We start from the raw sequence: 13,374 nt of genomic DNA on the forward strand, positions 1-13,374 counted from the left end.
CTTGTGGTGGGTTGTGTTTTGATATGTTGGGTTCTGTTTGAAGGACAAGGAGTCCGGCGTGAAGAAGACCTCGACCCGGCTGGCCGACGGTCGCGAGCTCATCTACTACGACCTGCGTGACGACAGCGTGCGGGACGCGGCCGACCGCCGGCCGCTGGACCGCACCGTCACCACGTCCGAGATCCGCCGCGACCCCCTCCTCGGCGACTCCGTCGCCATCGCCTCCCACCGCCAGGGCCGCACCTACCACCCCCCGGCCGACGAGTGCCCCCTGTGCCCCTCCGAGGGCGACAGGCTCAGCGAGATCCCCGACTCCGCCTACGACGTCGTCGTCTTCGAGAACCGCTTCCCCTCGCTCGCCGGCGACTCGGGCCGCTGCGAGGTCGTCTGCTTCACCTCCGACCACAACGCGTCCTTCGCCGACCTCACCGAGGAGCAGGCCGGCCTGGTGCTGGAGGCGTGGACGGACCGCACCTCGGAGCTGTCCCACCTCCCGTCCGTCGAGCAGGTGTTCTGCTTCGAGAACCGGGGCGCCGAGATCGGCGTGACCCTCGGGCATCCGCACGGCCAGATCTACGCCTATCCCTTCACCACCCCCCGCACGGCGCTGATGCTCCGTTCGGCCGCGACCCACAAGGAGATGACCGGCGGGGAGAACCTCTTCGACGCCGTCCTGGAGCGCGAACTCGCCGACGAGCGGGTCGTCCTGGAAGGCGAACACTGGGTGGCCTTCGTGCCGTACGCGGCGCACTGGCCCTACGAGGTGCACCTTTACCCCAAGCGCCGCGTCCCCGACCTGCTCGCCCTCGACGAGGACGCGCGCACAGAATTCCCCAAGGTCTACCTGGAACTCTTGAGGCGCTTCGACCGGATCTTCGGAGCGGGTGAACCCCCCACGCCCTACATCGCGGCCTGGCACCAGGCCCCGTTCGGCTCCCTGGAGGAGTTCGACGGCGTCGTGCGCGAGGACTTCGCGCTCCACCTCGAGCTTTTCACCATCCGCCGCACTTCCGGCAAGCTGAAGTTCCTCGCGGGTTCCGAGTCCGGCATGAACGTGTTCATCAACGACGTGCCGCCGGAGCGCGCGGCCGAGCGACTGCGAGAGGTAGCGAGTTCATGAGCGGGAAGTACCTGGTGACGGGCGGCGCGGGATACGTCGGCAGCGTGGTCGCGCAGCACCTGCTGGAGGCCGGTCACGAGGTCGTCGTCCTCGACAACCTCTCCACGGGCTTCCGCGAGGGCGTCCCCGCCGGCGCGGCGTTCGTCGAGGGCGACATCCGCGACGCCGCCAAATGGCTGGACTCCTCCTTCGACGGCGTCCTGCACTTCGCCGCGTCCTCGCAGGTCGGCGAGTCGGTCGTGAAGCCGGAGAAGTACTGGGACAACAACGTCGGCGGCACCATGGCGCTGCTGGCCGCGATGCGCGAGGCGGGCGTGCGCACGCTGGTCTTCTCCTCGACCGCCGCCACGTACGGCGAGCCGGAGCAGGTCCCGATCGTGGAGTCGGCGCCCACGTCCCCGACCAACCCCTACGGCGCCTCGAAACTCGCGGTCGACCACATGATCACGGGCGAGGCGGCGGCCCACGGCCTGGGCGCGGTCTCGCTGCGCTACTTCAACGTCGCGGGCGCGTACGGCGCGTACGGCGAGCGCCACGACCCCGAGTCCCACCTGATCCCGCTGGTCCTCCAGGTCGCGCAGGGCAGGCGCGAGGCGATCTCGGTCTTCGGCGACGACTACCCGACACCGGACGGCACCTGCGTGCGCGACTACATCCATGTCGCGGACCTGGCCGAGGCCCACCTGCTGGCGCTGCGGGCCGCCGCCCCCGGCGAGCACCTGATCTGCAACCTCGGCAACGGCAACGGCTTCTCGGTCCGCGAGGTCATCGAGACGGTCCGTACGGTGACGGGCCACCCGATCCCGGAGGTGGTCGCCCCGCGCCGCGGCGGCGACCCGGCGGTCCTGGTGGCCTCGGCCGACACGGCCCGCGAGAAGCTGGGCTGGAACCCGTCCCGCGCGGACCTCGCGGGGATCGTCGCGGACGCGTGGGACTTCGCGCAGAACATCGCAAGGGAGCAGTAGTGGGCGCACAACAGGTGCGGGACGGTTTCGAGGAGCTCTACGGAGCCGCTCCCGAGGGTGTCTGGGCGGCCCCGGGCCGCGTCAACCTCATCGGTGAGCACACCGACTACAACGACGGCTTCGTGATGCCCTTCGCGCTGCCGCACACCGCCGTGGCGGCCGTCTCCCGGCGCACGGACGGCGTGCTGCGCCTGCACTCGGCGGACGTCGAGGGCGGGGTCGTCGAACTGCGCGTCGACGAGCTGGAGCCGGAGGCGGACCGCGACTGGACGGCGTACCCGTCGGGTGTGGTGTGGGCGCTGCGCGAGGCCGGTCACCCGGTCACGGGCGCCGACATCCACCTCGCCTCGACGGTCCCCTCCGGCGCGGGTCTGTCGTCGTCGGCGGCGCTGGAGGTCGTGGTCGCGCTGGCCCTCAACGACCTGTACGAACTGGGCCTGAAGGGCTGGCAGCTGGCCCGTCTGTGCCAGCGCGCGGAGAACGTCTACGTCGGTGCCCCGGTCGGCATCATGGACCAGACGGCGTCGGCCTGCTGCGAGGCCGGACACGCCCTGTTCCTCGACACGCGCGACCTCTCCCAGCGCCAGATCCCCTTCGACCTGGCGGCCGAGGGCATGCGCCTGCTGGTCGTCGACACGCAGGTCAAGCACTCCCACAGCGAGGGCGAGTACGGCAAGCGCCGCGCGGGCTGCGAGAAGGGCGCGGCCCTGCTGGGCGTCGACGCCCTGCGGGACGTCCCCTACGCCGACCTGGACGCGGCGCTGGCCCGCCTGGGCGACGAGGAGGAGGTCCGCCGCCTGGTGCGCCACATCGTCACGGAGAACGCGCGCGTGGAGCGCGTGGTCTCCCTGCTGGAGTCCGGCCGGACCCGCGCGATCGGCCCCGTCCTCGTCGAGGGCCACGCCTCCCTCCGCGACGACTTCCGCATCTCCTGCCCGGAACTGGACCTGGTCGTCGACACGGCCCTGGCCAACGGCGCCCTCGGCGCCCGCATGACGGGCGGCGGCTTCGGCGGCTCGGCGATCGTCCTCGCGGAGGAGGCGGACGTGGACACCATCACCAAGGCGGTCACGGAGGCCTTCGCGGCGGCGGACTTCACGGCCCCCCGCGTCTTCGAAGCGGTCCCGTCGGCGGGGGCCGGCCGACTGCACTGACCGACCGCGACGGCGGCGCCCCGCTCCGGCGGGGGCGCCGCCGTCGTCGTCCCGGTCAGACCAGCCTCTTCGTCAGCATGTACTCCGTGATCCCCGGCGGGTAGTCCGGCACCACGCACACCACCTCGTACCCCTGCTTCTCGTAGAACCGCGGGGCCTGGAAGTCCCAGGTCTCCAGGCGGGCCGAGCGGCAGCCCCGGGACGTGGTCGCGAGGTGTTCCGCCCGCGCGAGCAGCCGCGCCCCCAGGCCCCTGCCGCGATGGCGTTCGTCGACCCAGAGGTAGGTCACGTGGAGCCAGGTCGCCCAGGTGTGGCCCACCAGGCCTCCGGCGAGGTTCTCGTCCTCGTCGTTCACAGCCCACACATGCAAGGGGACGTCCTTTTCGTCCGGGGTTCCCCGCAGGGCGCGCAGGATGGGAGAGGCGGCTGTGTTCGTGTCCCGCAGCCGGGTGCGGAGCAGATCACGTCGGGCCTTGTCGACTTCTGTCTCAAGACGGAACATGCGGCACACCATAAACGCGTCGGACAGTCAGTTCTGCAAATAACCTTCCGCTCCGGGCCCCCGTCCGTACCCTGATGAACAGCACCGGTGGGGGCCGGTGCCGTTCAGGGGGCGAAACAGCCGGGTACGACGCCCGGGGTGGGGGTAGCGGTTACTGCACGGCGGCGGCCGTGCGGCTGCGCGGATCCGGACACTCCGGCGTCGTACCTGTGCGGTGATCATCCTCCGGTGCTGGGGTATCCCCTGCTCTTCAAGAGCTCGGGTAAGGGGGTTTCGTGGTTCGCATCCGAGTCCTGGTCGTCGACGACCATCGCATCTTCGCCGAGTCACTCGCGGCGGCCCTGGCCGCCGAGCCCGATGTCGAGGTCTCCGCGGCCGGCAGCGGTCCGGCCGCGCTGCGCAGCCTGGAGCGCGCGGTCGCCGAGGGGCGGCGGTTCGACGTGCTGCTGGTGGACGCCGATCTGGGCGGCAAGGTGCCGGGCGCCCGCCCGGCCGTACCCGTGCAGGAGGGCAACGAGGACGGACTCGTCGACGGGATCTCCCTCGTCACGGGAGTGCGCGCCGCGCAGCCGAACGTACGGATCGTGGTGCTCGCCGCGAAGGACGATCCGCGGCGGGCGGCGCTCGCCCTGCAGGCCGGTGCCTGCGGCTGGGTCGCCAAGGACTGCTCGCTGTCCCGGCTGCTCACGGTCATCCGGGGCGTGCTGCGGGAGGAGACCCATCTGCCGCCCGCCCTGCTGACCGGCGTGCTCAAGGAGCTCACCGCCGCCCGCAAGCACCGCACGGAGAGCGAGCGGCTCGTGGAGTCCCTCACGCCGCGTGAGCGGGAAGTGCTGCGGTGCATGGTCGCGGGGCTGGGGCGCAAGGCCGTGGCCGAGCGCCTGTATCTGTCACCGCACACCGTGCGGACGCACATGCAGAACGTCCTGGGCAAACTCGGCGTGCATTCCACGCTCGCCGCCGTCGCCCTCGCCCGGCGGGCCGGGGTCGGTCCCGTCGACCTAGCCGGGGATGTTGTCGAACGGGGCGGTCAGCTGGCGTAGCAGCGCCGCCAGTTCACCGCGCTGGGCCCGGGAGAGCTCCGCGAGGATGGCGCGCTCCTGGTCCAGCAGCCCCGCCAGGGCCTGGTCCGCGCGGTCCCGGCCCTCCTCCGTCAGCCGGACCAGGACGCCCCGGCGGTCACTGGGGTCCGGAAGGCGTTCCACCAGGTCCTTCTTGGCCAGGCGGTCGATGCGGTTGGTCATCGTGCCCGAGGTGACCAGGGTCTGGGTGAGGAGCTGCCCCGGCGAGAGCTGGTACGGCGTGCCCGCGCGGCGCAGGGCCGTCAGCACGTCGAACTCCCACGGCTCCAGGCCGTGCTCCGAGAACGCCAGCCGTCGCGCCCGGTCCAGATGCCGGGCCAGCCTGCTGACGCGGCTGAGCACCTCGAGCGGTTCCACGTCGAGGTCCGGGCGCTCCCGGCGCCACGCTGCGACCAGCCGATCGACCTCGTCCTCCATGACGATCAGTGTAGTGGTTGTGTCGACGTAGAGTCTCTTGATGTCAAGCGTCTTGACATCAAGATAGTTCAGCGATCACGCTGGGTGCGCGCCCTTCGCGGTCACCACCAGGACAACAGGAGGACCCATGTCCGCAGCCGCCCCCACCTGGGACCCCGCTCAGTACCTCCGGCACGCCGACCACCGCGCCCGCCCCTTCACCGACCTCCTCGCCCGCGTCCCCGACCCGCCCACGCGACCGGCCGCGGGCCGCCCCCGCATCGCCGACCTCGGCTGCGGTCCCGGCAACGTCACCACGCTGCTCGCCGCCCGCTGGCCCACCGCCCGCATCACCGGCTACGACAACTCGCCCGAGATGCTCGACAAGGCCCACGTCGATCACGAGGGGCCGACCTCCGGCGGCGGGCGCCTGGACTTCGCGCACGCCGACGTACGGACGTGGACGCCCGACGAGCCGTACGACCTGATCGTCAGCAACGCCACGCTCCAGTGGGTGCCCGGGCACGTCGAGCGGTTCGCCGACTGGGTGGCCGGGCTGGAACCCGGCGGAACCCTCGCCTTCCAGGTGCCGGGCAACTTCGACGCCCCGAGCCACCGGCTCATGCGCGAACTCGCGGCGTCACCGCGCTGGCGCGGCCGGCTCGCCGGCACCCTGCGCCACGCCGACGCCGTCCTGACCCCCGAGGCCTACCTGGAGCGGCTGACGTCCCTCGGCTGCGCGGCCGACGTGTGGGAGACGACGTACATCCACCTGCTTGAGGGGAGCGACCCGGTGCTCGACTGGGTGAAGGGGACCGGCCTGCGACCGGTGCTGACCGCGCTCGCCGACGAGCCGGAGGCGCGGGAGGCCTTCGTCGCCGAGTACCGGGCGGCGCTGCGCGAGGCCTATCCGGCCGGGCCGCACGGCACACCGTTCCCGTTCCGCCGCGTGTTCGCCGTGGCCCGGAAGGAGGGCTGATGATCACCGCCCTCGACCACGTCCAGCTCGCCGCCCCGCCCGGCAGCGAGGAGCGGCTGCGGGCGTACTACGTCGGCGTCCTCGGCATGAGCGAGATCCCGAAGCCGCCCGAGCTCGCCCGGCGGGGCGGCTGCTGGTTCCGGGCCGGGGCGGTGCGGCTGCACTTCGGGATCGAGGAGGACTTCCGGGCGGCGCGCAAGGCACACCCGGGGCTGCGGGTGACGGGCATCGACGGCTGCGCCGCCCGGCTGGAGGCGGGCGGCGCGAGCGTGGTGTGGGACTCCGCCCTGCCCGGCCACCGGCGGTTCTACACCCAGGACCCGGTCGGCAACCGCCTGGAGTTCCTCGAACCGGCCTAGGCCTTGCGGCGACCTATCAGGTGCGGCTTGGCCTCTATGCCGTCCAGGCCGTGCCACGCCAGGTTCACCAGATGCGCGGCCACCTCGGCCTTCTTCGGCCGGCGCACGTCCAGCCACCACTGGCCGGTCAGGGCCACCATGCCGACCAGCGCCTGGGCGTACAGCGGGGCCAGCTTGGGGTCGAAGCCGCGGCTCTTGAACTCGCGGCCCAGGATGTCCTCCACCTGCGTGGCGATGTCCGAGATCAGCGAGGCGAACGTGCCCGTCGACTGCGGGATGGGGGAGTCACGGACCAGGATGCGGAATCCGTCCGTGTACTCCTCGATGTAGTCCAGCAGGGCGAACGCCGCCTGTTCGCACAGTTCGCGAGGGTGACCGGCCGTGAGCGAGCTGGTCACCATGTCCAGCAGGCGCCGCATCTCCCGGTCCACCACGACCGCGTACAGCCCTTCCTTGCCGCCGAAGTGCTCGTAGACCACCGGCTTGGAGACCCCGGCCTTCGCCGCGATCTCCTCCACCGAGGTGCCCTCGAACCCCTTGGCCGCGAAGAGCGTACGGCCGATCTCCAGCAGCTGCTGGCGGCGCTCGGCACCGGTCATCCGGGTGCGACGCACTCGCCGCGGCTTGTCATTGCTGGGGGTGCTGCTCGAGTCGGTCGCCACAGCGACCATCATGCCGCCTCGGCGGGTTCCTTCCCTCGCTGGGAGCCGCCTTCCCCGGTGTGACGGCGCGAATCGATACGCGAGCGTGACGGCCAGCGCACGTCGTAGGCCCAGCCCGCCATCTCGAACCAGCGGATCAGCCGGGCGGAGGAGTCCAGCTGCCCGCGCATCACACCGTGCCGCGCCGAGGTCGGGTCGGCGTGGTGCAGGTTGTGCCAGGACTCGCCGCAGGACAGCACCGCCAGCCACCACACGTTGCCCGAGCGGTCACGCGACTTGAAGGGGCGCTTGCCGACCGCGTGGCAGATCGAGTTGATCGACCAGGTCACGTGGTGCAGCAGGGCCACCCGGACGAGCGAACCCCAGAAGAAGCCGGTGAAGGCGCCCCACCAGGACATCGTCACCAGACCGCCGATCAGCGGCGGCAGCCCCAGCGACACCACCGTCCACAGGACGAACTGGCGGGAGATGTTGCGGAGCGTCTTGTCCTTGATCAGGTCCGGGGCGTACTTCTCCTGAGACGTCTGCTCCTCGTCGAACATCCATCCGATGTGCGCCCACCACAGGCCCTTCATCAGGGCCGGAAGCGTCTCCCCGAACCGCCACGGCGAGTGCGGGTCGCCCTCGGCGTCGGAGAACCTGTGGTGCTTGCGGTGATCGGCCACCCAGCGCACCAGCGGCCCCTCGACCGCCATGGACCCCGCGATCGCCAAAGCGATCTTCAGCGGCCGCTTGGCCTTGAAGGAACCGTGCGTGAAGTGGCGGTGGAACCCGATCGTGATGCCGTGGCACCCCAGGTAGTAGAAGAAGACCAGCAGGCCCAGGTCCAGCCAGCTCACCCCCCAGCCCCACGCCAGCGGCACCGCCGCCAGCAGCGCGAGGAACGGAACGATGATGAACAGGAGGAGGGCGATCTGCTCGATGGACCGCTTCTTCTCGCCGCCCAGCGTCGCGGAGTCCGCTGCGGCGTCGGTGTGCTGACCGGGTGCCTCCGGGGCTTCCTCGATCACATCGGAACTACTGGTCATACGCGTCCCCTGGGGGGTATGTGGTTGGAGAGGGAGTCGCCGGGCCGCCGGAACCGTGCTTCCTACGGTTCCGTAACCTACGGCATCGTAAGTATGGCAGTGCGTCGCCCGGCGGCAAGAGCCCACCACTCTGCGCGTCCGGCCGACACCTATCCTTGAGTCGGTCGGACAGCGCGGTCCGCTCTGAATTTCTTTCCGGACGACCGGACCGTAAGCGGCGCCCCGCCGCGCGAGACGCCGTCCGGGTTCCCTCCCAGACGAGCTTCAACACTGCAAGGAGCCGCACCTGTGAGCAGTGCCGACGACCAGACCACCACGACGAGCAGCGAGCTGCGCGCCGACATCCGCCGGCTGGGCGACCTCCTCGGCGAGACCCTCGTCCGCCAAGAGGGCCCCGAGCTGCTGGAACTCGTCGAGAAGGTCCGCCGCCTCACCCGCGAGGACGGCGAGGCCGCCGCCGAGCTGCTGCGCGGCACCGAACTCGACACCGCGGCCAAGCTGGTCCGCGCCTTCTCCACCTACTTCCACCTGGCCAACGTCACCGAGCAGGTCCACCGCGGCCGCGAACTGCGCGCCCGCCGCGCCGCCGAGGGCGGACTCCTCGCCCGTACCGCCGACCGGCTCAAGGACGCCGACCCCGAGCACCTGCGCGAGACGGTCGCCAACCTCAACGTCCGCCCCGTCTTCACGGCCCACCCCACCGAGGCCGCACGCCGCTCGGTCCTCAACAAGCTCCGGCGCATCGCCGCACTCCTGGAGACCCCGGTCATCGAGTCCGACCGGCGCCGCCTGGACACCCGCCTGGCCGAGAACATCGACCTCGTCTGGCAGACCGACGAACTGCGTGTCGTACGCCCCGAGCCCGCCGACGAGGCCCGCAACGCCATCTACTACCTGGACGAACTGCACGCCGGCGCCGTCGGCGACGTCCTGGAGGACCTCACCGCCGAACTGGAGCGCGCCGGGGTCAAGCTCCCCGACGACACCCGCCCCCTGACCTTCGGCACCTGGATCGGCGGCGACCGCGACGGCAACCCCAACGTCACCCCCCAGGTCACCTGGGACATCCTGATCCTCCAGCACGAGCACGGCATCAACGACGCCCTGGAGACCATCGACGAGCTCCGCGGCTTCCTGTCCAACTCCATCCGCTACGCCGGCGCCACCGAGGAACTGCTGACCTCCCTCCAGGCCGACCTGGAGAACCTCCCCGAGATCAGCCCCCGCTACAAGCGCCTCAACGCCGAGGAGCCCTACCGGCTCAAGGCCACCTGCATCCGGCAGAAGCTGGAGAACACCAAGAAGCGCCTCGCCGACGGCACCTCCCACGTGGCCGGACGCGACTACCTCGGCACCGGCGAACTCCTCGACGACCTGCGGATCATCCAGCGCTCCCTGCGCGAGCACCGCGGCGGCCTCTTCGCCGACGGCCGCCTCGCCCGCACCATCCGCACCCTGGCCGCCTTCGGCCTCCAGCTCGCCACCATGGACGTCCGCGAACACGCCGACGCCCACCACCACGCCCTCGGCCAGCTCTTCGACCGGCTCGGCGAGGAATCCTGGCGCTACGCCGACATGCCCCGCGACTACCGCGCCAAGCTCCTCGCCAAGGAGCTCAGGTCCCGCAGGCCGCTCGCCCCCACCCCGGCGCCCGTCGACGCGCCCGGCGAGAAGACCCTCGGCGTCTTCGGCACCGTCAAGCGCGCCCTGGAGGTCTTCGGACCCGAGGTCATCGAGTCCTACATCATCTCCATGTGCCAGGGCGCCGACGACGTCTTCGCCGCCGCCGTTCTCGCCCGCGAAGCCGGCCTCATCGACCTGCACGCCGGCTGGGCCAAGATCGGCATCGTCCCGCTGCTGGAGACCACCGACGAGCTCAAGGCCGCCGACACCATCCTCGAGGACATGCTCTCCGACCCGTCCTACCGGCGCCTGGTCGCGCTGAGAGGCGACGTCCAGGAGGTCATGCTCGGCTACTCCGACTCCTCCAAGTTCGGCGGCATCACCACCAGCCAGTGGGAGATCCACCGCGCCCAGCGCCGCCTGCGCGACGTCGCCCACCGCTACGGGGTGCGCCTGCGCCTCTTCCACGGCCGCGGCGGCACCGTCGGACGCGGCGGCGGCCCCACCCACGACGCCATCCTCGCCCAGCCCTGGGGCACCCTCGAAGGCGAGATCAAGGTCACCGAGCAGGGCGAGGTCATCTCCGACAAGTACCTCATCCCCTCCCTGGCCCGCGAGAACCTGGAACTGACGGTCGCCGCCACCCTCCAGGCCTCCGCCCTGCACACCGCACCCCGCCAGTCCGACGAGGCCCTCGCCCGCTGGGACGCCGCCATGGACGTCGTCTCCGACGCCGCCCACGCCGCCTACCGGCGCCTCGTCGAGGACCCCGACCTGCCGACGTACTTCCTCGCCTCGACACCGGTCGACCAGCTCGCCGACCTGCACCTGGGCTCCCGGCCCTCCCGCCGCCCCGGCTCCGGCGTCTCGCTCGACGGCCTGCGCGCCATCCCCTGGGTGTTCGGCTGGACCCAGTCCCGGCAGATCGTCCCCGGCTGGTTCGGCGTCGGCTCCGGCCTCAAGGCCCTGCGCGAAGCCGGCCTCGACACCGTCCTCGACGAGATGTACGGCCAGTGGCACTTCTTCAGGAACTTCATCTCCAACGTCGAGATGACCCTGGCCAAGACCGACCTGCGCATCGCCCAGCACTACGTCGACACCCTCGTCCCCGACGAGCTCAAGCACGTCTTCGACACCATCAAGGCCGAGCACGAACTGACCGTGCGCGAGGTGCTGCGCGTGACCGGCGAAGAGGAACTCCTCGACGCCGCGCCCGTCCTGAAGCAGACCTTCGCCATCCGCGACGCCTACCTCGACCCCATCTCCTACCTCCAGGTCGCCCTGCTCAAGCGGCAGCGCGACGCGGTCGCCGCCGCCGAGCAGCCCGACCCGCTCCTCGCCCGCGCCCTCCTGCTCACCGTCAACGGCGTGGCCGCCGGCCTGCGCAACACCGGCTGACCCACCCCGGACACCACCGTGCCCCCGAACCCGCACAGGGCTCGGGGGCACGGTCCGTTCCACGTCAGCCGCGGCTCGCCCTGCGCCGCCGCACCACAAGGAACCCGCCGGACGCCAGCAGCACCGCCGCCACACCCGACAGCAGACCCACCGGCGCCCCGTTGCCCGTCTCGGCGAGATCACCGCCCGGACCGCCCTGCGGCGACGGCGACGACGACACCGGCCCACCGCCACCCGCCGACGAACCCGGCGACGGCGACGCACCCGGATCACCGGGCTCACCCGACGGCCCCTGCGACCCACCCGGCGAAGGCGACGCGGAGGCCGACCCGGACGGCGACCCCGACGGCGTCGCACCGCCGGGCTCCTGCTCGTCCTCACACTCCGACCAGAACACCTTGTGCTTGGCGGAACCCTTCTCGCCCTCGAAGTTCCAGAACAGCTTGTAGTGCCCGTCCGGCAGCGACAGGTCCTCGCTGCGCCCATGGCCCTGCGTGTCCAGCGCCAGCGCACCGGACTTCACCGTCTCCCCCTTGTTCTCACTCGGCGGGATGGCCTCGATGCGCCAGTCGACCTCCTGGCCGCCGTCGAAACCGAAGGCGTCCAGGTAGAAGGCGCACACATGAGGCTCGTTACGGCGCAACTCCTCACCCGTGGAGGCGTCATGGATCTTCACCGTGCCGTTGTCACCGGGCGGGGTGGCGTGGGCGGCCGGAGCGAGCACGAGAGCCGCGGAAGCGGCGACACAGACAGCGCCGAAGCGCGAGAGGTTGCGCAAGGAGAGGGTTCGCATCGAGAGGCAGTCCATCTTCGAGAAGTGACCGGGAAGATGTGGAGGGGGCGGCTCAGCTTCCAGCCTGGCCCGAACGCCCGTCAATCACGAACAGACAACGCTTGTTCCTCCACAACCGTGGAGAACGCCGGAACCCCTCAGACAGTCACGAAAGCGGCCGTCAGCAACGCCACCCCCGCCAGCGCCAGCACCCACGCCGCCCGGGTCCGCACCAGCCCGCCCGCCACCACCACCGACGCCAGCAACAGCGCACCACCCAGCGGAACCCACGCGTACAGGACCCCCGCCGGACCCGAACGCACCGCCTCGTCACTGCCGGGCTTCATCACCACGGTGTAGGTCCGGCCGCTCTCCACCGCGACCGAATGCTCCAGCACCACCCGCGACCGCGGCTGCGACCCCTGCGACAACGGCGTGTACCGGCCCGTACACACCTCGGGACCACACCGCGACACCTCGACCGTGCCCCGCTCCCGGCCCTTGGTCAGCATCACGTGCTGCGCCGTACCCCACGACGCCCACACACCCGCGACGAGAATCAACACCGCGACCGTCCCCATCGCGGCGAACCGCCCGAACCGCAACAAGGCGGCCGGGGCCTGAGACGAGGAGGCGGCACGGGCGGGCATGGGCGGGATCATTGGCCATGCCTGAACGGCCCGTCAACCTCGCGGGGTGACACGTCAGGAGTTGTACGTGCTTTGCGCCCGCTCCAACCCCTCGATCACCAACGCCTCCACCGCATCCGCCGCCCGGTCCACGAAGTAGTCCAGCTCCTTGCGCTCCGCCGACGAGAAGTCCTTCAGCACGAAGTCCGCCACCGGCATCCGCCCCGGCGGCCGGCCGATCCCGAACCGCACCCGGTGATACTCCGCACCGAACGCCTTCGTCATCGACTTCAGACCGTTGTGCCCGTTGTCCCCGCCACCCAGCTTCAGCCGCAGCGTCCCGTAGTCGATGTCCAACTCGTCGTGCACCGCCACCACATGACCCACCGGGACCTTGTAGAAATCCCGCAGCGCGTTCACCGGACCGCCCGACAGATTCATGTACGACATCGGCTTCGCCAGGATCACCCGCCGGTTCAACGGCCCGGGCGGCCCGATCCTGCCCTCCACGACCTGCGCCTGAGCCCGGCCGGCCCGCTTGAACCGCCCCCCGATCCGGTCCGCCAGCAGATCGGCCACCATGAAACCCACGTTGTGCCGGTTCCCGGCATACTCCGGCCCCGGATTGCCCAGCCCCACGATCAACCAGGGAGCGGCGGCATCGGTCGTCACGTCCATGTCTCCTTCATACGCGTCGGCCGCTGC

The 13,374-nt window shown here is 71.0% G+C and carries 14 protein-coding genes; 7 read left to right on the plus strand and 7 right to left on the minus strand.

Annotated elements, in window-relative coordinates; all coding sequences use genetic code 11:
• Positions 1-58: 58 nt before the first annotated feature.
• The 3 genes from galT to galK are packed head-to-tail and all read left to right on the plus strand — an operon-like array spanning position 59 to position 3,239.
• Positions 59-1,120 carry a galactose-1-phosphate uridylyltransferase gene (gene galT, locus AC0665_RS34465; protein ID WP_468414381.1) on the plus strand — a complete coding sequence of 354 codons (1,062 nt, stop codon included), beginning with the start codon at positions 59-61 and terminating at the stop codon, positions 1,118-1,120.
• Positions 1,117-2,085: a UDP-glucose 4-epimerase GalE gene (galE, locus tag AC0665_RS34470; RefSeq protein WP_363119372.1), complete on the plus strand. Its 969-nt coding sequence runs from the start codon at positions 1,117-1,119 to the stop codon at positions 2,083-2,085. Before galT ends, galE begins: the two co-directional genes overlap by 4 nt.
• Positions 2,085-3,239, plus strand: a complete 1,155-nt coding sequence (galK, locus tag AC0665_RS34475; RefSeq protein ID WP_468636559.1) for a galactokinase — start codon at positions 2,085-2,087, stop codon at positions 3,237-3,239. Before galE ends, galK begins: the two co-directional genes overlap by 1 nt.
• 55 nt (positions 3,240-3,294) lie before the next feature.
• Here galK and AC0665_RS34480 read toward each other — a convergent pair whose 3' ends face one another.
• Positions 3,295-3,753: a GNAT family N-acetyltransferase gene (locus tag AC0665_RS34480; RefSeq protein WP_468414377.1), complete on the minus strand. Its 459-nt coding sequence runs from the start codon at positions 3,751-3,753 to the stop codon at positions 3,295-3,297.
• Positions 3,754-4,016: 263 nt separating this feature from the next.
• On the opposite strand from AC0665_RS34480, the gene AC0665_RS34485 reads away from it, so the two are divergent.
• The gene (locus tag AC0665_RS34485; protein WP_363119375.1) at positions 4,017-4,784 is read left to right on the plus strand and encodes a response regulator transcription factor; all 768 of its coding nucleotides are present in this window, start codon (positions 4,017-4,019) and stop codon (positions 4,782-4,784) included.
• Here AC0665_RS34485 and tamR read toward each other — a convergent pair.
• Entirely contained in the window at positions 4,743-5,240 is a 498-nt protein-coding gene (tamR, locus tag AC0665_RS34490; protein WP_363119376.1) for a MarR family transcriptional regulator TamR, read from the minus strand. The two genes, AC0665_RS34485 and tamR, sit on opposite strands and share 42 nt — an antisense overlap.
• A 127-nt stretch (positions 5,241-5,367) precedes the next feature.
• Between tamR and AC0665_RS34495 the strand changes: the two genes are divergently transcribed.
• Both AC0665_RS34495 and AC0665_RS34500 read left to right on the plus strand, forming a co-directional pair.
• Positions 5,368-6,198, plus strand: coding sequence for a trans-aconitate 2-methyltransferase (locus AC0665_RS34495; protein WP_468636562.1), 831 nt, complete (start codon positions 5,368-5,370; stop codon positions 6,196-6,198).
• Positions 6,198-6,557, plus strand: coding sequence for a VOC family protein (locus tag AC0665_RS34500; RefSeq protein WP_468414372.1), 360 nt, complete (start codon positions 6,198-6,200; stop codon positions 6,555-6,557). The genes AC0665_RS34495 and AC0665_RS34500 overlap by 1 nt, the downstream gene beginning before the upstream one ends.
• Here AC0665_RS34500 and AC0665_RS34505 read toward each other — a convergent pair.
• Together AC0665_RS34505 and AC0665_RS34510 are read right to left on the minus strand one after the other, a co-directional pair.
• Positions 6,554-7,231, minus strand: a complete 678-nt coding sequence (locus AC0665_RS34505) for a TetR family transcriptional regulator (protein ID WP_403581446.1) — start codon at positions 7,229-7,231, stop codon at positions 6,554-6,556. The two genes, AC0665_RS34500 and AC0665_RS34505, sit on opposite strands and share 4 nt — an antisense overlap.
• Positions 7,228-8,247, minus strand: coding sequence for an acyl-CoA desaturase (locus tag AC0665_RS34510; RefSeq protein WP_468414370.1), 1,020 nt, complete (start codon positions 8,245-8,247; stop codon positions 7,228-7,230). Before AC0665_RS34510 ends, AC0665_RS34505 begins: the two co-directional genes overlap by 4 nt.
• A 288-nt stretch (positions 8,248-8,535) precedes the next feature.
• Between AC0665_RS34510 and ppc the strand changes: the two genes are divergently transcribed.
• Positions 8,536-11,268: a phosphoenolpyruvate carboxylase gene (gene ppc / locus AC0665_RS34515; RefSeq protein WP_478509406.1), complete on the plus strand. Its 2,733-nt coding sequence runs from the start codon at positions 8,536-8,538 to the stop codon at positions 11,266-11,268.
• 64 nt (positions 11,269-11,332) lie between these two features.
• Here the strand turns inward: ppc and AC0665_RS34520 are convergent, their stop codons facing one another.
• From AC0665_RS34520 to pth, 3 genes are all read right to left on the minus strand, one after another.
• Positions 11,333-12,046, minus strand: coding sequence for an LPXTG cell wall anchor domain-containing protein (locus tag AC0665_RS34520; protein ID WP_478706567.1), 714 nt, complete (start codon positions 12,044-12,046; stop codon positions 11,333-11,335).
• 152 nt (positions 12,047-12,198) lie between these two features.
• Positions 12,199-12,690 carry a hypothetical protein gene (locus AC0665_RS34525; RefSeq protein ID WP_468414366.1) on the minus strand — a complete coding sequence of 164 codons (492 nt, stop codon included), beginning with the start codon at positions 12,688-12,690 and terminating at the stop codon, positions 12,199-12,201.
• 54 nt (positions 12,691-12,744) lie between these two features.
• The gene (gene pth / locus AC0665_RS34530; RefSeq protein WP_468414364.1) at positions 12,745-13,347 is read right to left on the minus strand and encodes an aminoacyl-tRNA hydrolase; all 603 of its coding nucleotides are present in this window, start codon (positions 13,345-13,347) and stop codon (positions 12,745-12,747) included.
• Positions 13,348-13,374: the final 27 nt, after the last annotated feature.

Source organism: Streptomyces sp. NPDC043685, assembly GCF_056436585.1.

Bases quoted from the DNA above. Each gene is read 5' to 3' on its own strand.
- galE (WP_363119372.1), top strand. From the start codon at position 1,117: ATGAGCGGGAAGTACCTGGTGACGGGCGGCGCGGGATACGTCGGCAGC.
- AC0665_RS34480 (WP_468414377.1), bottom strand. From the start codon at position 3,753: ATGGTGTGCCGCATGTTCCGTCTTGAGACAGAAGTCGACAAGGCCCGA.
- tamR (WP_363119376.1), bottom strand. From the start codon at position 5,240: ATGGAGGACGAGGTCGATCGGCTGGTCGCAGCGTGGCGCCGGGAGCGC.
- AC0665_RS34495 (WP_468636562.1), top strand. From the start codon at position 5,368: ATGTCCGCAGCCGCCCCCACCTGGGACCCCGCTCAGTACCTCCGGCAC.
- AC0665_RS34500 (WP_468414372.1), top strand. From the start codon at position 6,198: ATGATCACCGCCCTCGACCACGTCCAGCTCGCCGCCCCGCCCGGCAGC.
- AC0665_RS34505 (WP_403581446.1), bottom strand. From the start codon at position 7,231: ATGATGGTCGCTGTGGCGACCGACTCGAGCAGCACCCCCAGCAATGAC.
- AC0665_RS34510 (WP_468414370.1), bottom strand. From the start codon at position 8,247: ATGACCAGTAGTTCCGATGTGATCGAGGAAGCCCCGGAGGCACCCGGT.
- AC0665_RS34525 (WP_468414366.1), bottom strand. From the start codon at position 12,690: ATGCCCGCCCGTGCCGCCTCCTCGTCTCAGGCCCCGGCCGCCTTGTTG.
- pth (WP_468414364.1), bottom strand. From the start codon at position 13,347: ATGGACGTGACGACCGATGCCGCCGCTCCCTGGTTGATCGTGGGGCTG.